Genomic DNA, 23,215 nt, shown 5'->3' on the forward strand with positions numbered 1-23,215 from the left:
ATGTCCCTGCTTTCTTTCCTGTTCCCCAGCAAGCCCAAAAGTGCGGTGGCGGCGAAGGAGCGGCTGCAGATCATCATCGCCCGCGAGCGTTCCAACGGCCGCCAGGGCCCGGACTTCCTGCCGGCCCTGCACAAGGAACTCATCGAGGTCATCTCCAAGTACACCAAGGTCAACGCCGACGACATCAAGATCTCGCTGGACCGCCAGGGCAACCTGGAAGTGCTGGATGTGAACGTGGTGCTGCCTGACAGCGACGTACCGGCTGCCTGAGCGCACATACCGCACTCTGCATGAAGAAAAGGGCAGCTTCGGCTGCCCTTTTTGCCAATACGGTCCACCACACCCGGGCTCTGCGCGTTGACTGCCTTTTACTGCTGCCCTGAACTGATGCAATGAAAATCGGGATCCTTTCCAAAGACGCCGATACCGTGACCCTGGTCACGCAGCTGGCCGATCGCCATGACTGCCAGGTCTACAGCGGCGTCGAAGGCTTTGCCGCCGCCTGTGCCGACCGTGCCAATCTGGTCGTGCTGGATCTGGACGACCTGCAGCGGCATCAGCATGCGGTCACCATGCTGGTCCAGCAGCACCGTCCACCGGCGGCCTCGAAGGCGCGGCCGGTGGTGTTGCTGCTGTGCACGCCGGCTCATCAGCACTGGCTGCGCAACCTGCGCATGGCGGGGGCCGATGATTTCCTGGTCAAGCCGGTGGACCGCCAGGAACTGGCCCTGCGGCTGGACTTGCTGCTGCTGGCCGCGCAGCCCTATGAAGCCCCACCCAGCGTGGTGGAAGCCGGCGGCTTCATGGTCGACCTGGCGCGCCTGCGCATCACCCATCCCGAGCGGCCCGGCCTGGATGCCACGCTCACCCGCAAGGAAGTCGAACTGGCACTGCTGTTCATGCAGCACCTGGGACGCCCGCTGTCGCGCGCGTTCCTGCAGGAACGCATCTGGGGGGCCGAACCGGACACCCCGACCCGCACCATCGATACCCACGTCTCGCGCATCCGCACCAAGCTCAAGCTGCATCCGGGCAATGGCTACCAGTTGGCCACCGTCTATGGCTACGGCTACCAGCTGGAGCGGCTGGAATAACACGCAGTGAACCTTCGCGCAGGCCAGCCGGCGAGTGTTGCATCGGCACCCCGGCCATCTGCGCCAAGCCTGATCCATGTCAGGGACATATACCGATTATCAGGTGCCGTCCCAACCCGAGTGTGGGCAAAGAGTATAATTATTCCCAAAACCGGGGCCGAATCTGTCTGATTTTGTACGAATTGCATTGTTTCGTACGCTTTCATTCAGTTTCACAGCCATAGAAGTGCAATTTCCCAGCTCATCGGCACTGCTGCCTTATAGTCGATTCCTCCATGCATTTGCTCGCCGTCGGACTCAACCACACTACCGCGCCGGTCTCGCTGCGCGAGAAAGTGGCCTTCCCTGCTGACCAGATCGGTCAGGCAGTGGCGTCCGCGCGTGCGTGGTTTGGCGGCAATGACAAGATCGTGGCCGCGGGCGAAGCCGCCATCCTTTCCACCTGCAATCGCACCGAGCTGTATGCGGCTGCGGCCGCCGGGCAAGACGGGGTGGAATTCGCCATCGACCGTACCGCGCAGTTCCTGGCCGAGTATCACCACATTCCCTACGCCGACCTGCGTCCCTACCTGTATTCGCTGCCGCAGGACAATGCCGTGCGCCATGCCTTCCGCGTCGCCTCCGGGCTGGACTCGATGGTACTGGGCGAACCGCAGATCCTGGGCCAGATGAAGGATGCGGTACGCCAGGCCGATGCCGCCGGTGGCCTGGGCACCTATCTGCACCAGCTGTTCCAGCGCACCTTTGCGGTCGCCAAGGAAGTGCGCAGCACCACCGAAATCGGCGCGCACAGCGTCTCGATGGCCGCCGCTGCCGTGCGCCTGTCGCAGCGCATCTTCGATTCGATCTCCGGCCAGAACGTGCTCTTCATCGGTGCCGGCGAGATGATCGAACTGTGCGCCACGCACTTCGCGGCCCAGAATCCCAAGACCCTGACGGTGGCCAACCGCACCATGGAGCGCGGCGAAACCCTGGCCCATCGCTTCAGCGGCCGTGCCATCCGCCTGGCCGACCTGCCGGCGCAGCTGGCCAACTTCGACATCGTGGTCTCCTGTACCGCCTCGCAGCTGCCCATCATCGGCCTGGGGCTGGTGGAACGGGCCGTCAAGGCACGCCGCCACAAACCCATCTTCATGGTCGACCTGGCCGTGCCGCGCGATATCGAGGCTGAAGTGGGCCGCCTGGATGACGTTTTCCTCTACACCGTGGACGACCTGGCCTCGGTGGTGCAAAGCGGCGTCGAAAACCGCCAGGCGGCGGTCGCCCAGGCCGAAGCCATCATCGAAACCCGGGTGCAATCCTTCATGCACTGGATCGACAGCCGCGCCATGGTGCCGCTGATCCAGGACCTGCATGAAACCGGCGAGGCCCTGCGCCTGGCCGAACTGGAGCGCGCACGCCGCATGCTGGCCAAGGGCGAGGATGTGGAAGCGGTGCTGGACGCCCTCTCCAAGGGCCTGACCGCCAAGTTCCTGCACGGCCCGCAACAGGCCCTGCATCACGCCCAGGGCGAACAGCGCAGCCAGCTGGTCTCGCTGCTGCCGCAACTGTTCCGCGCCAAGCGTTAGCGCCTCTCCCGCCGCGCTGGCCGCTGCCTGCGGCTGGCAACCTCGCGCCGTCGCCGACGGCTGCCGTCGTCCCCCTCATTGCTGACCGATACTGACTTCCCGACCTCATGAAACCCTCAATGCTCGCCAAACTCGACCAGCTCGCCGAACGGCTGGAAGAGCTCAACAGCCTGCTGGCCCAGGAAGATGCCACGTCCAGCATGGACAACTTCCGCAAGATGACCCGCGAACACGCCGAACTGGGCCCGCTGGTAGCGCTGTACCACGACTATGTGCAGGCCAGTGAAGATATCCGCACCGCCGGCGAGCTGCTGTCAGACCCCGACATGAAAGCTTTCGCCCAGGAAGAAATCGATGGCGCCAAGGCCCGCATGGAGGCGCTGGAGCTGGATCTGCAGAAGATGCTGCTGCCCAAGGATCCCAATGATGAACGAAACATCTTCCTGGAAATCCGCGCCGGAACCGGAGGTGACGAATCAGCCCTGTTCGCCGGCGACCTGCTGCGCATGTACACCCGCTATGCAGAACGCCAGCGCTGGCAGGTGGAGATCGTCTCGGCCTCGGAATCGGAACTGGGCGGCTACAAGGAAGTGATCGCCCGCATCGCCGGCTTCGGCGCCTACTCGCGCCTGAAGTTCGAATCCGGCGGCCACCGCGTGCAACGCGTGCCGGCCACCGAGACCCAGGGCCGCATCCACACCTCCGCCTGCACGGTGGCCGTGATGCCTGAAGCCGATGAAGTCGAGGATGTGGACATCAACCCGGCCGACCTGCGCATCGACACCTATCGCGCCTCCGGGGCTGGTGGGCAGCACATCAACAAGACCGATTCGGCGGTGCGCATCACGCACTTGCCGACCGGCATCGTGGTGGAATGCCAGGACGACCGCAGCCAGCACAAGAACAAGGCGCAGGCCATGAAAGTGCTGGCAGCACGGATCAAGGACGTGCAATTGCGCGAGCAGCAATCCAAGGAAGCCGCCACCCGCAAGTCCTTGATCGGCTCGGGCGACCGCAGCGAGCGCATCCGCACCTACAACTTCCCGCAGGGGCGCATGACCGACCACCGCATCAACCTGACGCTCTACAAGCTCGATTTCATCATGGATGGCGACCTGGACGAACTGACCAATGCCCTCATCACCGAGCACCAGGCTGAACTGCTGGCTCAGCTGGGCGACGACTGAGGCCGACGGAACCAAGCCGGGGGGATCCGTTCAGAGTGCCTTTGCCTGCGCGGGCAGCATGCACGCAGGCCCGGACTTCTCTACAATCGCGTCATGGCAAAAAAACCGCCGGATCATCCGCGTGGTCCCGCCCATCGAACTGCCCCGACGCATTCCCCCATTAATGAATCTCTGAATCCTCAACCATGAAATCATCCAAAGCGGTTTTCCTGCTGGTGGCGCTGGTGTGCGCTGCCCTGCTGGGCGTTGCCATGTACCTGCAGATCGTCGAAGAAATGCAGCCCTGCCCGCTGTGCGTCATCCAGCGCTACATGTTCGTGCTGGTCGGCGCCTTCGCCCTGATCGGTGCCCTGATGCCCGAAGCCGCCCGCCGCGGCAGCGCCGGCCTGGGCCTGCTGGCCGCGCTGGCTGGCGCCGGCACCGCGATCTGGCATCTGTACGTAAAGGCGCATCCGGGTGTCTCCTGCACCACCGATCCGCTGGAAACGGCGCTCAACCAGCTGCCCACGGCCAAGCTGTGGCCGCAGATGTTCACCGCCGACGGCTTCTGCTCGGCCCCCTGGCCCCCGGTGTTCGGCCTGCAGATCCCGACCTGGTCGCTGATCTGGTTCGGCGTGCTGGCCCTGGTGCTGGCCGTGCAACTGTTCAAGCGCGCCCCGCGCACCACCATCTGGAAGTGATGGAGCCGCTCTCCAGCTATGCCGGCTGTACGCTGGCCACCGTATTGAAGACGGCGCCGCTGGAGCCGCTGGAGAACCGCATCCTGCTGTGCCACGCGCTGCGCATGACGCGCGTGCAACTGATCACGCAATCCGAACGGCGGCTCGATGCCGCTGAATCGGAGGCGCTCACGGCCCTCTACACCCGTCGTCTGCGTGGCGAGCCGATTGCCTACATCATCGGCCAGCGCGAATTCTATGGACTGGACTTGCGCGTCACGCCGGATGTGTTGATCCCCCGGCCCGATACCGAGCTGCTGGTGGAACTGGCCATGGAAAGATTGCCGCAAGGCGCGGCGCTGCTGGACATGGGGACCGGTTCGGGGGCGATTGCCATCGCCATTGCCCATACGCGGCCCGATGCGGTAGTGACGGCACTGGATGCCAGCGCTGCTGCCCTGGCTATCGCACGCGAAAATGCCACGGCCAACCAGGTCCGCGTGACGCTGCTGGAAAGCGACTGGTACGCCGCCCTGCCCGAGGATCAGCGCTTTGCGGTGATCGCCTCCAACCCGCCTTATATCGTCGCAGGGGACGTCCATCTCTCCCAGGGCGACCTGCGCTTCGAACCGGTCGATGCGCTCACCGATCACGCTGATGGCCTGACCGACCTGCGCAGCATCATCGACGGCGCACCGGCGCATCTGCTGCCCGGCGGCTGGCTGCTGATGGAACATGGTTACGACCAGGCCGCTGCGGTGCGCGGACTGCTCTCCGGCACCGGCTTCAAGGAAGTCCGGAGCTGGCGCGACCTGGCCGGTATTGAACGGGTCAGCGGCGGCCGCCTGGCCTGATCCGCTGACCGTTTCTGGCTTTCCTCCTGCTCTCTCAGGCCGCCCGCTTGCCGCCTCCTTGCGGCGAGTGCGGCTGACCGCTTGAGACGCCCTGTTCCAGTTGCGCCAGCAAGGTAGCCTGCTTTTGCATGGCCGCTTTCAGATGGCGTTCCTTCACGTGGCCATAGCCGCGAATCTCTTCCGGAATGCGGGCCACGGCGACGACTTGTTCCAGGTTCTCGGGCGTGAGCTTTGCCAGCAGGCGTGACAGGGTGGCACGGTACTCGCTGATCAGCGCCCGCTCCTGTCTGCGCTCATCGGTGTAGCCAAAAGGATCGAAGGCCGTACCCCGCAGGAAGCGCAGCTTGGCCAGCACGCCGAAGGCTGGCATCATCCAGCTGCCGAAGGCCTGCTTGCGCAGGTGTCCCTTGTCGTCGCGCTTGGCCAGCAGCGGCGGGGCCAGGTGGAAGCGCAGCTTGTAATCCCCCTCGAACATGCCGGCGATCTTGGCGCGGAAGGCCGGCTCGGTATAGAGGCGGGCGACTTCGTACTCATCCTTGTAGGCCATGAGCTTGAAGAGACTGGTCGCTACCGCACGGCTCAATTTGAAGCCGCGTGCCGCCTCACCCAGCGTGCTCTCGCGCGCACGCACTTCTTCCACGGCATCGCGATAGCTGCGCGCATAGGCGGCGTTCTGGTAATCGGTGAGGAAGGCCACGCGGCGCTCCACCAGTTCATCCAGGGTCGGCGTGCGCTTGAATTCGATCACCTGCGCCGTCATGCCGTTGCGGCTCGCGGCGGCCAGCACGAAGTCCACATCATGCGCGGCTACGCGGCCCCAGGCGAAGGCCTGCTTGTTGAAATCCACCTGCAGCGCGTTGAGTTCGATGGCGCGCAACAGGGCCGCTTCCGACAACGGTACCCAGCCCTTTTGCCAGGCATAGCCGAGCATGAACATGTTGGTCGCGATCGCATCGCCCATGAGCGCCGTCGCAATGCGGCCGGCATCAATCAGTGAAAGATTGTCGCGGCCGCAGGCCTTGGCGATCTCGCCTTCGCTGGAGGCAGTGGGGAATTGCCAGTCCGGATTGCGGACGAACGCGGCAGTTGGCATCTGCGTCGAATTGACCGCTGCATGGGTACGCCCCTCGCCCATGCGCGAGAGGGCATCGCGGCCTGCAGTGACGATGACGTCGCAGCCGATGACCAGGTCAGCCATGCCGGTGCCCACGCGGGTGGACTGGATGTGCGCCGGGTCCTCGGCCACGCGCACGTGCGACATCACCGGCCCGCCCTTTTGTGCCAGCCCGCTCATGTCCAGCACCGAGCAGGCACGGCCTTCGACGTGCGCCGCCATGGCGATGATCTGGCCAATGGTGATCACGCCCGTGCCGCCTACGCCGGTGACCACGATGCCATAAGGCTGCGCCAGCCCCGGCAGCACCGGTTCCGGCAGGGTCGGCAAGGCCGGCCCTGATTGCGTCTTGGCACGTACGGGTTTCTTCAACTGGCCACCTTCCACCGTCACGAAGCTGGGACAGAAACCGTTCACGCAGGAATAATCCTTGTTGCAGGAAGACTGGTTGATCTGGCGCTTGCGGCCGAACTCGGTTTCCAGCGGCTCCACCGACAGGCAATTGGACTGCACGCTGCAATCGCCGCAACCTTCGCACACCGCCTCGTTGATGACGGCACGCTTGGCCGGGTCGGGATAGGCATTGCGTTTCCGGCGACGGCGTTTCTCCGACGCGCAGGTCTGGTCATAGATCATGGCCGACACGCCCGGCTGTTCACGCAGTTCGCGCTGCACGGCATCGAGTTCGCTGCGATGGCGGATGGTCACGCCCTCGGCCCATTGGGTGCCGGCCGGATATTTGTCCGGCTCATCGGTGACCACGATGATGGGACGCACGTTCTCAGCGGCCAGCTGGCGCGAGATCATGGCCGGATCGAGCGGGCCATCAAACTCCTGGCCACCGGTCATGGCCACCGCATCGTTGTACAGGATCTTGTACGTGATATTGACCTTCGCCGCGACCGAGGCGCGCACTGCCAGCAGGCCGGAATGGAAGTAGGTGCCATCACCGAGGTTGGCGAAGACGTGTTTTTCCGTCGTGAACGGCGCCTGTCCCACCCAGGTCACGCCCTCGCCGCCCATGTGGGTGAAGAGGCTGGTCTCGCGGTCCATCCAGGTGACCATGTAATGGCAACCGATACCGGCCAGGCCACGGCTGCCATCGGGCAATTTGGTGGAGGTGTTGTGCGGGCAGCCCGAGCAGAAATGCGGCACGCGGTCCTTGTCGGGATCGGGCTTGCTGCTGATGTTGAGGGCCGCTTCCTTGGCTTCGAGATAGGCCACGCGGGTGCGCACACGCTGCTCCACCGGATGGCCGGCGAAGTAGCGCGAGATGCGCGTGGCAATCGCGCGCGCGATCTGCGCCGGATTGAGTTCATAGGTGGCCGGCAGCAGCCAGTTGCCATGGCCTTCGCGCTGCGAACCGCTCCATTCTCCGGTGTCATCGAATTTGCCGACCACGCGGGGTCGAACATCGTCGCGCCAGTTGTAGAGTTCTTCCTTTAACTGGTATTCAAGAATCTGGCGCTTCTCCTCGACCACCAGTATCTCGTCCAGACCCTGCGCGAATTCACGCACGCCTTCGGCTTCCAGAGGCCAGGTCATGCCGACCTTGTAGAGACGGATGCCGATGTCGGCGGCGACCTGTTCATCGATGCCCAGGTCTTCCAGCGCCTGGCGCGTATCGAGGTAGGACTTGCCGGCAGTGATGATGCCGATGCGCGCACGCGGACTGTCCCAGATAATGCGGTTCAACTTGTTCGCACGTGCGTAAGCGAGGGCGGCATACCATTTGTAGTTGATCATGCGCGCTTCCTGGCCCAGCACCGTATCCGGCATACGGATGTTGAGACCATCGGGCGGCAGTTCGAAGTCCGGTAACTCTATCTTCACGCGCTCCGGATCGATCATCACCGACATGCCCGATTCGACCAGGTCGGTCACGCATTTCATTGCCACCCACAAGCCGGTGTAGCGGCTCATGGCCCAGCCATGCAGGCCGTAGTCGAGATACTCCTGCACCGACGACGGATAGAGCACCGGAATGCCGCAGGCCTTGAGGATGTGCTCGCTCTGGTGTGCGGCGGTAGAGGACTTGGCGGCGTGGTCATCGCCCGCGATCACCAGCACGCCGCCGTGTTTGGAGGTGCCTGCCATGTTGGCGTGCTTGAAGACATCGCCGCAGCGATCGACCCCCGGGCCCTTGCCGTACCACAGCGAGAACACGCCGTCGTATTGCGCGCCCTTGAAGAGATTGACCTGCTGCGTGCCCCACACACTGGTGGCGGCCAGGTCTTCATTCATGCCGGGATGGAATTTGACCTGTTTGGCTTCCAGGTATTTGCGCGCCTTCTCGGCGGTCTGGTCGACCGAGCCCAGGGGGGAGCCGCGATAGCCCGTGATGAAGCCGGCGGTGTTCAGGCCCGCGCGCTCATCGTACTGCCGCTGCAGCATCGGCAGGCGGATCAGCGCCTGAATGCCGGTCATGAAGACGCGGCCGCGCTCCAGTGCAAATTTGTCGTCCAGGGATACATCGTCCAGCAGCAGGCGTTGCCCGGCGGGTAGGGGTGCGTTCATGTGGTCTCCGTGCCAAAAATCTTGTTTTTGCCTTGCACATGCTCCCGCCAGTCACGCCCCGCACCCTGTCGCTGTGCAGTTACGCTGATCTGTCGGGAATCGGGAACACTTCAGTCTTGTGAACCGGGTGTCTTCAAGTTGTGGGGTCAAGTTAGCACAAGGGTGACCGGCCCGCTACGCGCGCCGCAGCAGGGTTTCCGGGCTTTTTTGTCTTGCGGGAAACTGTTTCCGCAAGTCCTGCGGCATTCACGGCATTGCGGAGAAGAAAATGCCGGAAAGCGAAAAACAACAACATTTCCGGCTGAAAAAAAAGGGCTGCGGACGCCCCAAGTGTTACAAGCAAGACGTGAATGTAACAGCCCGTAAAAGCCGTTGGACCAGCTCGGCCGCTGACGTTTAATAGACCTCACTTGAACAGCGATTGATTGGTATCCGTTACTGTGCAAGGTTCCTCCCCTCTAGTGTTGAAAGCACCACTAGCTCGCGGATCCGGCCTCCCCTGTCGGATCCGCTTTTTTTATGTGCGCTTCTGCCGGGCACAAAAAAAAAAGCCGGACGCATGTCCGGCTTTCCTGAGCGCTTGCTTGCAGCGATGTCATCTTCAGCGATTGGGCGGGAAATTGGTCTCGCCCGGCACCAAGGTATTGGCCGGCAGGGCCTCCTGCTGCTTGAGCCGCTCGTAGAGCGGCGTGAAGTCCGGCGCGGTATCGTTGAAGAGCTGTTCGAAATCCTTGATCACGAAATAGGTCTCCTGATAGGTGTCGATCTTGTAGAGCGTGCGCATGATGCGCTCCACTTCAAACGGCACGCGACGCGGCTGGTCGCTGGAGAGGCAGTACTCGACTTCGCCGCCCGAGGACAGGATGCCGGCACCATAGATGCGCAAACCCTCCTTGCTCTGGATCAGTCCGAACTCGATGGTGTACCAGTACAGGCGCGCCAGATAGGCCAGCCCGTCGAGCTTGAGCGCCTTCAGGCCACCCTTGCCGTATTCCTGCAGGTGGTTGGCGAAGATCGGATTGAACAGCAGCGGCACATGGCCGAAGAAGTCATGGAACAGATCAGGCTCGACGATGTAATCGAACTCGTGCTCTTCACGCAGCCACACGGTGACCGGGAAGCGGCGATTGGCCAGGTGCTCGAAGAAGGTGTGGTCCGGCACCAGGCCCGGCACGGCCACCAGCTCCCAGCCGGTGGCCTTGAAGAGCGCTTCGGTGGTACGGTCAAAGCGCGGGATGCCTTGCGAGACATCGAGCGCCTTCAGGCTGTCGATGAAGACATCACAGGCGCGACCCGGAATCAACTTGGCCTGGCGTTCATAGAGACGACGCCACAGCGCGTGCTGGGCGGGCGTGTAGCCCTCCCAGTTCTGGGCCACGACGTAGTTGGCGTCGGCCTGGCTGTAGTCGCCGCGCAAGGCTCCGCTATCGGACTTGGTGGCGACGGTGGCGAAGAAATCATCGGTGTTGGGATTGGTGCTCATGGCATACCCGTTATCAAAGTGAGGCGCATATTATGCGCTCCCGGCACGGGATGGTCATGTGCGTTCGCGCAAGCAGCGCGTCAGGCAGCAGGCGGCGGCGTGCCGTCGTCCTTCTTTTTGGCACCAATGCCGGTCACGCGCGCGCCCCATTTCAGCAGCGCCTTGAAGTTGGCCTTGACGATATAGTCCAACATTGCAACTTGCTCTTCCAGCGCTTCCTGGAACACCGTGGCCGAGTTGGCAGGCTTGATCTTGAGGTAGGCATCGGCCTCGCCATAGTCGCGATGGATTTCCATGCCAGCCTTCTTGGCAATGTGCATCATCACCTTGTTGGACGAGAGACAGTGCATGTACAGCGTATCGACATCGGCATTGCGACAGTGCATCGAAGCACGCATGAACAGGCGCGTGCCCACACCGAGCCCACGCGCGGCAGCCGTCACCGAGACCCCGAACTCGGCCACCACCGGCTTGATGGTGGCACCGCTGATGCGCGTACTCTCCTTGGGCGCGAAGGCCAGGTGGCCGACACCGAGCAGTCGCAAGCGGCGGTCATAGACGCCGAAGACGGTATCGCGCTCGAAGTTGATGCCCTCCACGTAGCGCGTCACCATCTCATCGGAGAGCTTGGAACCGAAGCGCAGCAGGCGATCCTTCTCTTCCAGCGCGAGGAAATGGCGCAGCAGGTGGCGGCGCGCACGCGGCGAGAGCTCCTTGACGAAGACGTTGGGCTTGTCCTGCTTCTCCGGCTGTACAGGCGGCAAGCCGGATTGCTGGCCACGCAAGCGCTGGAGGAGACGGGACAGGGGATGGCTCATCGTGACGTTTCCTCAAGACTGCGCCGGACGATGCTGCTCGACATAGGCCGCCACTTGCGCGGTACGTGCCGCCAGGATGGCCTCAGGAATGCGTTGCGGCTGTGCCTGCTGCTGCGCGATGGCGCCGGCATCGATGGCCTGCGCGGCCTGCAGTGCGCCTTCCAGATAAGCCGCCTGCGGGAAGGGCTGCAACTCCAGCCCGGTGCGGCCGCGATGGTCGCATTCCGAGGCGCGCAGCATGTCGACGAAGCGCTGCGGTTTGCGGAAGGCATCGCACCGTGCGAAGAACTTGACCAGGGTATCGGGACGCATCTCGAAGGAGCGTCCCACATTGCCATGTTCGCGCGCCGTCATCAGCGCCAGGTCACGGCATTCGCCGGGCACCTTCAGGCGCGTGCAGACGTCTTCGGCCAAACGCTCGCTGCGCGCTTCATGGCCATGATGGCGCGGCCAGATCTCGGGTGGCGTGGTGCCTTTGCCGAGGTCGTGCAACAGCGCGGCAAATCGGATCGGCAATGAAAAATTCTGCGCGGCGGCCCAATCGACCACCAACATCACATGAACACCGGTATCGATTTCGGGATGCCATTTCTCCGGCTGCGGTACGCCCCACAGCGCATCGAGTTCGGGCAGGATGCGCTGCAAGGCGCCGCAGGCGCGCAAGACCTCGAACATGCGAGACGGCTTGTGCTCCATCAGGCCGCGCGCCAGTTCCTGCCAGACGCGTTCAGGCACCAGCGCATCCACCTCGCCCTCTTGCACCATGCGCTGCATGAGCGCATTGGTTTCCGGGGCCACCGTGAAATCGGCGAAGCGCGCCGCAAAACGTGCTACGCGCAGGATGCGTACCGGATCTTCGACAAAGGCCTCGGAGACATGGCGAAATACGCGCGCCTCAAGATCGGCACGGCCGTGATACGGATCGACCAGGGTGCCATCCTCATCCTGCGCAATCGCATTGATGGTGAGGTCGCGGCGCGCGAGATCGTCTTCCAGCGTCACATCGGGTGCGGCATGGAAGGCGAAGCCCTTGTAGCCGGGCGCGGTCTTGCGCTCGGTGCGGGCCAGGGCATATTCCTCGTGGGTATCGGGATGGAGGAACACCGGGAAGTCCTTGCCGACCGGGCGGAAACCCAGTTCCAGCAACTGCTGTGGCGTGGCCCCCACCACCACGTGGTCGCGGTCCTTCACCGGCAGGCCCAGCAAGCCGTCGCGCACTGCGCCGCCGACGGTGTAGGTCTTCATCGGCTGCGCCTCACTGGTGGTCCGGAAGGATTTCCTTCTCGGCCAGCGCCTCGGCGATCCAGCGCGCCACCGCCGGGTGCTCGCGCACACGGTCGGCATAGGCTTGCAGGGCCGGAGCCAGCGGCACCTGGTAGCTGACGAAGCGCATCACCACCGGTGCATAGAAGGCATCGGCAATGGAGAAATCGCCGAAGAGGAATTCATGATGGCCGAATTGCGAGAGGCACTCTTCCCAGATCTCGCACACGCGCGCGATATCGGCTTGTGCGTCGGCGGTGCGCCCCTTGCCGGGGTAGCGTCCACGGATGTCCATGCTCATGGCCGTGCGCAGGCCAGTGAAACCGGAGTGCATCTCGGCACAGATGCTGCGCGCGATGGCACGGGCATCGGTGCGGGCCGGCCACAGGTGGCGGTCAGGGAATTGCTCGGCCAGATATTCGCAGATGGACAGCGAATCCCAGATCGCGATGTCGCCATCGAGCAGCACCGGCACGCGGCCCGAGCCGGTGTAGCGGGCGATCTCGCCGGCGGTCTCGGGCTGGTCCAGCAGCACGCGCACTTCCTTGAAAGGGATATCGAAGGCCACGGCGGTGACCCACGGGCGCATCGACCACGAGGAATAATTCTTGTTGGCGATCACCAGGGTGGGCATGTGGCGTCCGGCCTTTTGCAGGGTTTCGGACAAGACCGGATCCAGTTCTGTATCTTGCATGTGAGCTCGTTTCTCGAAGATCAATGTCGCGGCGACTGAACCATTCAGCGTCGCGCGGTGCTACGGAAAAAGTCGAATTGCTGTTGCGGGCTGCGCGGCAGGAGATAGCCGGGAATGACGTCTTCCAGTGCGCGCGGCGTGAGCTGCAGCTCGGGGGCGATGGGGCCGTGCAGGACATTGTCCACCTTCATCGAGGCGACATTGTCGCGGCTCATCAGCTTGCCCGGCAGGTGTTCCAGCGCGAAGGCCTGCAGCCAGCCGGCCGCATCGGGCAAGCCGATCACCGGACGCGGATGGCCGCTGTACCAGCCCGACAGGCGCACCAGTTCACGCAGAGAATATTGCTTGGGCCCGCCCAGCTCGAACACCTTGCCGCCCAGGCGCGGCAAGGCCAGCGCATTGACGAAGGCCTGTGCCACATCACCCACGTAGACCGGCTGGAAGCGCGCATCAGGGCTGCCCAGCGGAATCACCGGGAACAGGCGGTTCAGGCCGGCGAACATGTTGATGAAATTATCGCCCTCGCCGAACACGACCGACGGACGGAAAATGGCCACATCGAGCGCCGGCGAGGCCAGCGCTTCCTGTTCGCCGGCCGCCTTGGAACGCAGGTACATCGACGGCCCCTGGGCATCGGCGCACAGCGCGCTCATGTGCAGGTAGCGCGGCACGCCCTGCTGCACGCAGGCGGCCACGATGCGGCGCGGCAGCAGCACGTGCTGGCGTTCGAAATCCGGACCATAAGGAGCACCGCCACGCGCCGGACGCGATTGCAGGATGCCGACCAGGTTGATGACCACGTCCGCCTCGGCTACCAGGCGCGCCAGCACGGCATCGTCATGGATGTTGGCCTGGACCACGCTGACCACGGGCGAGACCAGCAGATGCTTGGCGCGCTCGTAGCGGCGCGTGGGCACCATGATGCGGTAGCCGGTGGTGCTGCCCAGCAGTTCGATCAGGCGGGTGCCGATGAAGCCGGAACCGCCGATGACGAGGATCTTCTTGACTGCCATTTGTCTCTCTCCGATTTCCAGGGGGAACCGCTGGCCGCCGCGTCAACGAGGGACGACGGCCGCGGCGATGGGATCAGGGCAGGTCGGTGGCGACGTTGGCATTGGGGGCCACCGTACCCATGCGCTGCTTCAGCGATTGCGGGCGGTTCTCGAACATGGCCGCATAGTAGGTCGCATTGGACATCACGTTCTTGACATAGCCCCGGGTTTCATTGAAAGGGATGATCTCGGCGAAGATCGCCCCTTCGACCGGACGCGGCAAGGTCGCGCGCCAGGTGCGCGGACGGCCGGGGCCGGCATTGTAGCCGGCGGTGGCCAGGGTTTCCGAGCCTTCCAGGTTGTTCAACACCATGTCCAGATAGCTGGTGCCCAGCAGCAGGTTGGTGTTGATGTCATTGACCTGGTCAGCCGTGAATTCGGTCATCCCGATCTTCTTGGCAACGAACTTGGCGGTGGCCGGCATCAGCTGCATCAGGCCGGAAGCGCCCACATGCGAACGGGCCGACTTGATGAAGCGCGACTCCTGGCGGATCAGGCCATAGACCCAGGCGTTCTCCATGCCCAGCGGTCGCGTGGCCGCATTCATCTCGGGCAGGTGCGGTGCCGGGAAGCGCTGGGTGAAATCGAACTCGGTCTTGGTGCGGTCGGAGGTGTTGACCATGCGGTCCAGCACATCATTCTGGCGTGCGTATTCAGCGGCGGCCAGCAACTGGCGGTCGGTCATGTTGCGCAGTTCCCAGTTCCATTCGCGGATGGCTTCGAAGCGCAGGTTCAGCTGATAGAACTTGAGCGAACGCTTGAAGCCGGCGTTCTGCGAATACAGCGCCACTTCACCGGCACCCGGCGGGGTCGGGCCGGGCGGAATGGTGATCTGCTGGCCCAGCTCTTCCAGCGCCAGCTGGCCATAGAAGCTGAAGTTGGGCGCGATCGATTCGAACAGGCGGCGTGCGGCCTCGTTCTGGCCTTCGGCCTTCAGGGCACGGCCGAGCCAGTAGACCCAGGCGGTGTCGCTGCGCAGCGGGGCCGGCATGGCTTCGATGGTCTTGCGTACGGTCTTCCAGTCGCCGTCGCGCAGGGCCATGCGGACCTTCCATTGCATCGCATCCTGGGTCAGCGGCGCGTCCTTGGCTTTGCGCCAGTAGTCCGAGGCTTCCGGTGCCAGCTTGTAGGATGCGGCCAGGGCGATCTGTGCCCAAGCCTGTGCGACTTCCTGCGAGCTCATGTTGCGGCCGGCATCGTTGAGATAGGTCGCGGCCTGGGACGGATTGGTCTTGGCGATGCGGCCCAGCGCGATGATGTAGAGCTGGTGGTTCACCGGGCCACGGCCCGGTCCCTTGGCCAGCATCAGCGCCGGACGATCCATCACCTGGGTCACGCTGACATCGCCGCTGTCGACCAGCACCGCCGCACGGCGGGCCACGGTGGCATTGCCGTTCTCGGCGGCCTGGCGGATCTGGAACCAGACGTCGGCATCACTGAACTGGCCGTTCTGCGCCAGGGTGGCAATCAGGTCGCTGCAGCCCTGGCCGTAGTCCTTGGGATTGCTCAGCAGGGTGCGCGCCTCCTCGGCGACATTGGCCCCCTTGAGCGCGCGCGAGTTCAGGGCGAAGCACTTGACCTGGGTATCATCATTGAGCACGAACTTGGGGTACTGCTCATCGAAGACGGCCCAGTTGCCGGTCTTGCCCAGGGCCAGCAGCCAGTCGTTGCGCAGGCGATCAACGATGGCCTGGCCGTCCCAGCGTGCCAGGAAATCGCGGATCTCCTGCTCGCTGGCGCTGTAGTCGCGCACGCGCGGCTTGAGCCGGTAGTAATCGACATAGGACGCCAGCTCATAGCCCGACAGCCGCGAGGCCAGGTCTTGCGCCAGCGCGGCGTTGTCGCTGGCGGCCGCCTGGCGCAGGGCCAGGAAAATATCGTCAGGAGCGGCGTCCGGGGCCACGCGCTTCTGGGCGTGGGCGGCGGGCGCAGCGGTGAGCATGGCGCCGGTCGCCAGCGCCAGGGGGAGCGCCACGGAGGCGGCCAGCGCGCGCAGGCGCTGGTTGAACGGATGATTCTTCGGACGCATACTCATGCAAGCTTCTTCATGCAGATTGTTGGAACAAATAATGAACCCAAGCATAGCACGCGATACGCTCCCTCCACCGACGGAACAGGAGGCGGCCGCCCTTCACAAACAGCGCCTGCGCGCCGAGCTGCTGGCGCGCCGCAAGGCCCTGCTTGACGAGGACAAGATCGCAGCCGATGCCATCATCGGGCAGCGGGTACTGGACTGGTGCACCACGTACGCCATCCACAGCCTGGCGGTTTACCAGCCGATCCGGCGCGAACCGGATCTGTCTGCGGCCTATAACGCGCTGGCCGCGCGCGGGGTGCACCTGTGCCTGCCGGTGGTGGTCGATAAAGATTCGGCGCTGGAATTTCGCGCCTGGCAGCCTGGCGATCCTCTGGAAAAGGATGGGATGGGAACACTCGTGCCACCGGCCGAGACCACCATCGTGCAGCCGCAGGCCTTGCTGATTCCTTGCCTGGGTGTCAATGCGGCAGGATGCCGTCTGGGCTATGGCGGCGGCTTCTACGACCGCACGTTGGCGGCCAGTCCGCGGCCGCTGGCGGTGGGGGTCTGCCACGGCTTCGGACGGGTCGAATTCGAAGCGCAGGCGCACGACATCGCGCTGGATGGCGTCATTTTCGACGATATATGAAGAAAAAAGCCGGACCCAGGTCCGGCTTGGAAAGGCAATCTCCGCCTACTTCACCAGTTGTTGCCAGATCGCCTCGGTCGGCCCTGCCTGGTTCAGTGAATAAAAATGCAAACCGGGCGCACCGCCAGCCAGCAGGCGCTGGCACAGCTGGGTCACCACGTCCTGGCCGAAGGCGCGGATCGATTCGGTATCGTCGCCGTAGCTGGCCAGCTTGAGACGGATCCAGCGCGGGATCTCGGTACCGCACATGTCCGAGAAGCGCATCAGCTGGGTGTAGTTGGTGATGGGCATGATGCCGGCAATCACCGGAACGGTCGCGCCCAGTCTGGCGGCCTCGTCCACGAAGCGGAAGTAGGCGTCGGCATTGTAGAAATACTGGGTGATGGCCGAATTGGCACCGGCCTTCACTTTGCGTGCGAAGTTCTGCACATCGTCCTGCGGCGAGCGCGCTTGCGGGTGCATCTCGGGATAGGCGGCCACTTCGATGTGGAACCAGTCGCCGGTTTCGGCGCGCACGAACTCGACCAGTTCATTGGCATGGCGGAATTCGCTCGAAGCCTGATCCATCGCCCCATAGCCGCTGGGCAGGTCGCCGCGCAGAGCCACCAGGCGCTTGATGCCTTGGGAGCGGTAATCTTCGAGAATGGCGCGCAGGCTGGCGCGCGAGCTGCCGATGCAGGACAGGTGCGGTGCGGCCTCGTGGCCTTCACCGATGATTTCCAGCACGGTATCGCGTGTACCTTGTTGCGTCGAACCGCCGGCACCGAAGGTCACCGAGAAATACTTCGGAGCCAGCGCCGCCAGCCGGGCGCGGGTAGCGCGCAGCTTTTCCGCCCCTTCGGCAGTCTTGGGCGGGAAAAATTCGATACTGAAATTATGTGTACTCATTGATTCGAACCCGATTTCAGCAACAGTGTGGACAGTGCCCAGGACACGATGCTGTAGAGCAGTGCGCCGCCGACCGCAGACCAGAAGCCCGCCACGTGGAAGCCGCCGACCAGTTGCGCCACAACCCAGAACATGAGGCCATTGATGACCAGGATGAACAGGCCCAGGGTGAGCATGGTCACCGGCAGGGTCAGCACCACCAGCACCGGGCGCACGATGGTATTGACGAACCCCAGGATCAGCGCGGCCAGCAGGGCCGAGCCGAAGCTGTCGACCTGCACCGAGTGCATCAGGTAAGGAACGGCCAGCAAGGCCAATGCGTTGATGAGCCAGGTCAGCAGCAGGCGCATGAAAAAACCTTTCGATCCCGTCGGGGGAGTGATGAAGACACCCGTGAAGCTTGCATCACCTCAAGAGGGGATGCAAGGTCCGCAGGCGGGAGATGATACTGAGACTGCAGGGCCGGCCCCTCAAATCAAGAGAAGGCCGGCGCCAGGCAGGAATCAGTAGCGGTAGTGCTCAGGCTTGTAGGGGCCTTCGACCTTCACGCCAATGTAGGCGGCCTGTTCGGCGGTCAGTTCGCTCAACTGCGCATTGAGTTTCTTCAATTGCAGACGGGCGACCTTTTCGTCCAGGTGCTTGGGCAGCGTGTAGACGCCGACCGGATAGTCCTTGGTGTTGACGAACAGTTCGATCTGGGCAATGGTCTGGTTGGCGAAGGACGAGCTCATCACGTAGGACGGGTGGCCGGTGGCACAACCCAGGTTCACCAGGCGGCCTTCGGCCAGCAGGATGATGCGCTTGCCATCGGGGAAGATCACGTGGTCGACCTGCGGCTTGATGTTTTCCCAGGTGTACTGCTTCAGGGCGGCAACTTCGATTTCATTGTCGAAGTGGCCGATGTTGCAGACGATGGCCTGGTCCTTCATCTTCTTCATGTGCTCGTGGGTGATCACATGGTAGTTGCCGGTGGCGGTGACGAAGATGTCGCCATGTTCGGCGGCGTAGTCCATGGTCACCACGCGATAGCCTTCCATGGCGGCCTGCAGGGCACAGATCGGATCGATCTCGGTGACCCACACTTGCGCCGACAGCGCGCGCAGGGCCTGGGCCGAACCCTTGCCGACGTCACCGTAACCGGCCACGATGGCGACCTTGCCGGCGATCATCACGTCGGTGGCGCGCTTGATGCCGTCCACCAGCGATTCGCGGCAGCCGTACAGATTGTCGAACTTGGACTTGGTGACCGAGTCGTTGACGTTGATGGCCGGGAAAGCCAGCTTGCCTTCCTTGAACATCTGGTACAGGCGGTGCACGCCGGTGGTGGTCTCTTCGGTGACGCCCTTGATTTCCTTGATGCGCTTGGAATACCACTGCGGGTCCTTGGCCAGGGTGCGCTTGATGGCGTTGAAGAGGCACACGGCTTCTTCCGAATCCGGCTTGTCCAGCACCGAAATGTCCGCCTCGGCACGGGTGCCCAGGTGCAGCAGCACGGTGGCGTCGCCGCCATCGTCCAGGATCATGTTGGAATAGCCACCGTCGGTCCATTCGAAGATGCGGTGGGTGTAATCCCAGTACTCATCCAGGGTTTCGCCCTTGACGGCGAACACCGGGGTGCCGTTGGCCGCGATGGCCGCAGCAGCGTGATCCTGGGTCGAGTAGATGTTGCAGGAAGCCCAACGCACCTTGGCGCCCAGTGCTTCCAGGGTCTGGATCAGCACGGCGGTCTGGATGGTCATGTGCAACGAACCGGTGATGCGCGCGCCCTTCAGGGGCTGGGAGGCAGCGAATTCCTCGCGGATCGCCATCAGGCCCGGCATTTCGGTTTCGGCGATCTTGATTTCCTTGTGGCCCCAGTCGGCCAGCTTGATGTCTGCGACGATGTAGTCTTGGGTAGGATTGGTGGTCATGGCAATGGCGCTGTTCACGCCCTCCTTTCATGAAAAAGCCAGAAAAAAAGTAACGTGAGCGCGGTTGCCAGGCGACTTGCGCCTGTTCACCGCTTCAAGCCTGGCAGGGGATGTCCCTGTCGCAACGCTCCTTGCAGCGGTGAGGCATTGTGAGATTTGGCGTTCCGGACGCAATGCCAACATCGGAACAGTGCGCGAATCTTCATTCGCGGGAACAGCATTGTAGCGCGGGTCAGGCGTTAGTCAATCCTCGGAACAGGCGTGTGAATCGCTCTTCACACGCCTGTTGAGCAGGTTTGCAGATGCATTGGCGCTTCATTGTGCATGCTGCAAGCCGGCGCGTGCCGGATGGGCTGGCTTACAGGCCGGCCGAGGCACGCAGGGCGGCGACCTTGTCGGTGCGCTCCCAGGTGAATTCCGGCTCTTCGCGGCCGAAGTGGCCGTAAGCGGCGGTCTTGGCGTAGATCGGACGCAGCAGATCCAGCATCTGGACGATGCCCTTGGGACGCAGGTCGAAGTGCTCCTGGACCAGTTGGGCCAGCTTTTCATCGCTGATCTTGCCTGTGCCGAAGGTGGTCACCATGACCGAAGTCGGCTTGGCGATACCGATGGCATAGGACACCTGGATCTGGCAACGCTCGGCCAGGCCGGCAGCGACGATGTTCTTGGCCACATAGCGGCCGGCGTAGGCAGCCGAACGGTCGACCTTGGACGGATCCTTGCCGGAGAAAGCGCCGCCACCGTGGGGCGCCGCGCCACCATAGGTATCGACGATGATCTTGCGGCCGGTCAGGCCGCAGTCGCCCTGCGGGCCGCCGATGACGAAACGGCCTGTCGGGTTGATCAGGTAGCGGGTGTTCTTGAGCCACTCGGCCGGCAGCACCGGCTTGACGATTTCCTCGATGGCGGCTTCGTGGATGTCCTTCTGCTCCATCTCGGGCGCGTGCTGGGTCGACAGCACCACGGTATCGATGGCGACCGGCTTGCCATCCACATACTTCAGCGTGACCTGCGACTTGGCATCCGGACGCAGCCAGGGCAGGCGGCCATCCTTGCGCAGTTGCGACTGGCGCTCGACGATGCGGTGGGCGTAATAGATTGCGGCAGGCATCAGTTCCGGGGTTTCATTGCAGGCGTAGCCGAACATCAGGCCCTGATCGCCGGCACCTTGCTCCAGATCAACGCCACGGCCTTCGTCCACGCCCTGAGCGATGTCGGGAGATTGCTTGTCGTAGGCCACCAGCACGGCGCAGCTCTTGTAGTCGATGCCGAAGTCGGCGTTGTCGTAGCCGATGCGCTTGATGGTTTCGCGGGCCACATCGATGTAGTCGACGTTGGCGCGGGTGGTGATTTCACCGGCGAGGACCACCAGACCGGTGTTGCACAGGGTTTCGGCGGCGACGCGGGATTGAGGATCCTGGGTGAAAATGGCATCCAGGATGGCGTCCGAAATCTGGTCGGCAACCTTGTCGGGATGGCCTTCGGAGACGGATTCGGAAGTGAAGAGATATTCGTTGGACATGCAAGCCTCTGACTGAAAACGATTTACCAATGTCGCGGCCCATCGTTAGTCGTGCCTGCGACGCTTTAGCGATATTTGTACCCCGTCTCGCAAGTTGTCATTAACTCGACGGCTTGTGCTATTTTACGCGTCTTGCATTTTTCTGCAATTTGACGGCGGAGCAACTCCGCCTTTTTGTTATCGGCAAGTATGCTCGTTTCTTTATTCCGCCTGCTCTCTTTCCTGCCGCTGCCGGCCTTGCATGCCCTCGGCGTGGTGGTGGGCTGGCTGGTTTTCCTGCTCTCGCCCGCCTATCGCCGCCGCCTGACTGACAACATCACCCTGGCCGGCCATCGCGGCAGCCTGTGGAAATCGGTCGGGGAAGCCGGCAAGGGCATGTTCGAGCTGCCCTTCATCTGGTGCGCCCGCCCGGAACGGGTGTTGCGCACGGCGCGCATCGTCAACTGGGATCTGGTCCAGCAGGCACTGGACGCCAAGGCCGGCATCGTCTTCCTCACCCCGCACCTGGGCTGTTTCGAGATTTCGGCGCAGTCGGTGGCGCGCCATCACAGCCTGAGCGTGCTGTACCGCCCACCGCGCAAGGCCGCACTCAAGCCGCTCATCGAGGGTGCCCGCGCCCGCGCCAACCTGCACCTGGCACCGGCCAACCTGTCCGGCGTGCGTATCCTGCTCAAGGCCTTGAAGAATGGCCAGGCCATCGGCCTGCTGCCGGACCAGGTGCCGCAGAATGGCGAAGGCGTGTGGGCCAATTTCTTCGGCAAGCCGGCCTACACCATGACCCTGCCAGCCAAGCTGCAACAGATGAGCGGCGCGCCCATCATCCTGGCCTATGCCGAGCGCCTGTCCTGGGGACGCGGCTACGCCATCCATTTCGTGGCCTTTGAAGGTGAACTGGGCGAAACGCCCGAGCAACAGGCTCGTGCCATCAACGCCGCCATGGAAAAGCTGATCGCCCGCTGCCCGGCGCAATACATCTGGAGCTACAACCGCTACAAGACGCCCCCGGGCGTGACCCCGCCGGGAGCCACTCAATGAGAGCCCTGATCGGGCTGATGTGGCTGCTGCACTGGTTGCCGCTGCCCATTCTGGGACGGCTGGGCGAGGCGCTGGGCTGGCTGCTCTATATCTATATGCGCCCGCGCCGCCGGATCACCCTGATCAACCTGCGGCTGTGCTTTCCCGAGAAATCGGAAGAGGAACGCCGCCTCATTGCCCGCCGCCACTTCCAGGCCTACGCCCGCAGCGCCCTGGAGCGCGGCATCCTGTGGTGGGCCCCGGAGTCCCGCCTGAAGCGCCTGATCCAGGTCGAGCCCGGCGTTCCCTTCGAGACGCTCGACAAGGGTCCGACCATCCTGCTGTGCCCGCATTTCGTCTGCCTGGAGATTCCCGGCATCGCGCTGGTGCTCAACTCGGACTACTCGGTCTGCACCATCTACTCCCGCCAGCAGAACGAAGTGGTGGACCAGGCCCTGCTCAAGGGGCGCTCGCGCTTCCGCCCGGTGACCCTGCTGGCGCGCGAGAAAGGGGTCAAACCCATCATTCGCGCCATGCGCGAGGGCCTGCCCTTCATCATGCTGCCGGATATGGATTTCGGCACCCGCGATGCCGAGTTCGTCCCCTTCTTCGGCGTGCCGGCCGCGACGCTCACTGCCACCGCCCGCATCGCGGCGGCCACCGGCGCGTCGGTGGTGCCGGTGATCACCACCTTCCTGCCCGGCTATCGCGGCTGGAAGACCACTTTCTATCCGGCCTGGGAAAACTATCCGGGCGACGATATCGTGGCCGCCACCCGCCGCATGAATGCCTTCATCGAAGAACGCGTGCTGGAAGCCCCGGCCGAATATTTCTGGGCGCACAAGCGTTTCAAGAACCGGCCCCCGGGCGAGCCCGACGTCTACCGCAAGGGCCAGCACTAGGCCCTGATCT

General features: G+C 63.5%; 20 protein-coding genes and 1 riboswitch. Of the genes, 9 read left to right on the plus strand and 11 right to left on the minus strand.

The annotated features are described in order from the left end of the window. The 6 genes from minE to prmC all read left to right on the plus strand — a co-directional run bounded on the left by minE (position 1) and on the right by prmC (position 5,362). A complete protein-coding gene (minE, locus tag ACWFUC_RS01760) occupies positions 1-270 on the plus strand; it encodes a cell division topological specificity factor MinE (RefSeq protein WP_006465131.1) in 270 nt (89 codons plus the stop codon). Between the two features lie 122 nt (positions 271-392). After that, positions 393-1,094: a response regulator transcription factor gene (locus ACWFUC_RS01765; RefSeq protein ID WP_134223565.1), complete on the plus strand. Its 702-nt coding sequence runs from the start codon at positions 393-395 to the stop codon at positions 1,092-1,094. A gap of 275 nt (positions 1,095-1,369) precedes the next feature. Beyond that, complete coding sequence (hemA, locus tag ACWFUC_RS01770) at positions 1,370-2,662, plus strand: glutamyl-tRNA reductase (RefSeq protein WP_121040612.1); 1,293 nt, start codon at positions 1,370-1,372, stop codon at positions 2,660-2,662. 107 nt (positions 2,663-2,769) lie between these two features. Beyond that, positions 2,770-3,849, plus strand: a complete 1,080-nt coding sequence (gene prfA / locus ACWFUC_RS01775; protein WP_034331945.1) for a peptide chain release factor 1 — start codon at positions 2,770-2,772, stop codon at positions 3,847-3,849. 185 nt (positions 3,850-4,034) lie between these two features. Next, positions 4,035-4,529 (plus strand): disulfide bond formation protein B, encoded by a 495-nt coding sequence (locus ACWFUC_RS01780; protein ID WP_034331943.1) that lies wholly within the window; start codon positions 4,035-4,037, stop codon positions 4,527-4,529. After that, on the plus strand, positions 4,529-5,362 hold the full coding sequence (prmC, locus tag ACWFUC_RS01785) for a peptide chain release factor N(5)-glutamine methyltransferase (RefSeq protein WP_489623934.1): 834 nt from the start codon (positions 4,529-4,531) through the stop codon (positions 5,360-5,362). Before ACWFUC_RS01780 ends, prmC begins: the two co-directional genes overlap by 1 nt. A gap of 34 nt (positions 5,363-5,396) precedes the next feature. Here prmC and ACWFUC_RS01790 read toward each other — a convergent pair whose 3' ends face one another. From ACWFUC_RS01790 to ACWFUC_RS01820, 7 genes are all read right to left on the minus strand, one after another. After that, on the minus strand, positions 5,397-8,993 hold the full coding sequence (locus tag ACWFUC_RS01790; RefSeq protein ID WP_489623935.1) for an indolepyruvate ferredoxin oxidoreductase family protein: 3,597 nt from the start codon (positions 8,991-8,993) through the stop codon (positions 5,397-5,399). Between the two features lie 601 nt (positions 8,994-9,594). After that, positions 9,595-10,476 carry a phenylalanine 4-monooxygenase gene (gene phhA / locus ACWFUC_RS01795; RefSeq protein ID WP_489623936.1) on the minus strand — a complete coding sequence of 294 codons (882 nt, stop codon included), beginning with the start codon at positions 10,474-10,476 and terminating at the stop codon, positions 9,595-9,597. A gap of 80 nt (positions 10,477-10,556) precedes the next feature. Next, a complete protein-coding gene (locus ACWFUC_RS01800) occupies positions 10,557-11,294 on the minus strand; it encodes a GNAT family N-acetyltransferase (RefSeq protein ID WP_489623937.1) in 738 nt (245 codons plus the stop codon). A 12-nt stretch (positions 11,295-11,306) separates the two neighbouring features. Further along, positions 11,307-12,539, minus strand: a complete 1,233-nt coding sequence (locus tag ACWFUC_RS01805; protein WP_034331934.1) for a multifunctional CCA addition/repair protein — start codon at positions 12,537-12,539, stop codon at positions 11,307-11,309. Between the two features lie 10 nt (positions 12,540-12,549). Next, the gene (locus ACWFUC_RS01810; RefSeq protein WP_034331932.1) at positions 12,550-13,251 is read right to left on the minus strand and encodes a glutathione S-transferase family protein; all 702 of its coding nucleotides are present in this window, start codon (positions 13,249-13,251) and stop codon (positions 12,550-12,552) included. Between the two features lie 44 nt (positions 13,252-13,295). Next, positions 13,296-14,264: a complex I NDUFA9 subunit family protein gene (locus ACWFUC_RS01815; protein WP_039783660.1), complete on the minus strand. Its 969-nt coding sequence runs from the start codon at positions 14,262-14,264 to the stop codon at positions 13,296-13,298. Between the two features lie 73 nt (positions 14,265-14,337). Then, positions 14,338-16,338 (minus strand): lytic transglycosylase domain-containing protein, encoded by a 2,001-nt coding sequence (locus ACWFUC_RS01820; RefSeq protein ID WP_489623938.1) that lies wholly within the window; start codon positions 16,336-16,338, stop codon positions 14,338-14,340. A gap of 34 nt (positions 16,339-16,372) precedes the next feature. Between ACWFUC_RS01820 and ACWFUC_RS01825 the strand changes: the two genes are divergently transcribed. Further along, positions 16,373-16,969 (plus strand): 5-formyltetrahydrofolate cyclo-ligase, encoded by a 597-nt coding sequence (locus ACWFUC_RS01825; protein ID WP_489623939.1) that lies wholly within the window; start codon positions 16,373-16,375, stop codon positions 16,967-16,969. A gap of 45 nt (positions 16,970-17,014) precedes the next feature. On the opposite strand, the gene metF is transcribed toward ACWFUC_RS01825, so the two are convergent. The 4 genes from metF to metK all read right to left on the minus strand — a co-directional run bounded on the left by metF (position 17,015) and on the right by metK (position 21,289). After that, positions 17,015-17,857 carry a methylenetetrahydrofolate reductase [NAD(P)H] gene (metF, locus tag ACWFUC_RS01830; protein WP_121040626.1) on the minus strand — a complete coding sequence of 281 codons (843 nt, stop codon included), beginning with the start codon at positions 17,855-17,857 and terminating at the stop codon, positions 17,015-17,017. Then, entirely contained in the window at positions 17,854-18,207 is a 354-nt protein-coding gene (locus tag ACWFUC_RS01835) for a phage holin family protein (RefSeq protein ID WP_008332818.1), read from the minus strand. The genes metF and ACWFUC_RS01835 overlap by 4 nt, the downstream gene beginning before the upstream one ends. Before the next feature lie 153 nt (positions 18,208-18,360). Then, on the minus strand, positions 18,361-19,767 hold the full coding sequence (gene ahcY / locus ACWFUC_RS01840; protein ID WP_121041348.1) for an adenosylhomocysteinase: 1,407 nt from the start codon (positions 19,765-19,767) through the stop codon (positions 18,361-18,363). Positions 19,768-19,816: 49 nt separating this feature from the next. Then, positions 19,817-19,906, minus strand: a riboswitch (S-adenosyl-L-homocysteine riboswitch). Positions 19,907-20,125: 219 nt separating this feature from the next. After that, positions 20,126-21,289, minus strand: coding sequence for a methionine adenosyltransferase (metK, locus tag ACWFUC_RS01845; RefSeq protein WP_489623940.1), 1,164 nt, complete (start codon positions 21,287-21,289; stop codon positions 20,126-20,128). Between the two features lie 189 nt (positions 21,290-21,478). Here metK and ACWFUC_RS01850 point away from each other — a divergent pair, with 189 nt between their 5' ends. Both ACWFUC_RS01850 and ACWFUC_RS01855 read left to right on the plus strand, forming a co-directional pair. Continuing rightward, complete coding sequence (locus ACWFUC_RS01850; protein ID WP_489623941.1) at positions 21,479-22,324, plus strand: lysophospholipid acyltransferase family protein; 846 nt, start codon at positions 21,479-21,481, stop codon at positions 22,322-22,324. Beyond that, complete coding sequence (locus ACWFUC_RS01855; RefSeq protein WP_310838777.1) at positions 22,321-23,205, plus strand: LpxL/LpxP family acyltransferase; 885 nt, start codon at positions 22,321-22,323, stop codon at positions 23,203-23,205. Before ACWFUC_RS01850 ends, ACWFUC_RS01855 begins: the two co-directional genes overlap by 4 nt. Positions 23,206-23,215: the final 10 nt, after the last annotated feature.

The organism is Herbaspirillum sp. Her4 (assembly GCF_057961335.1).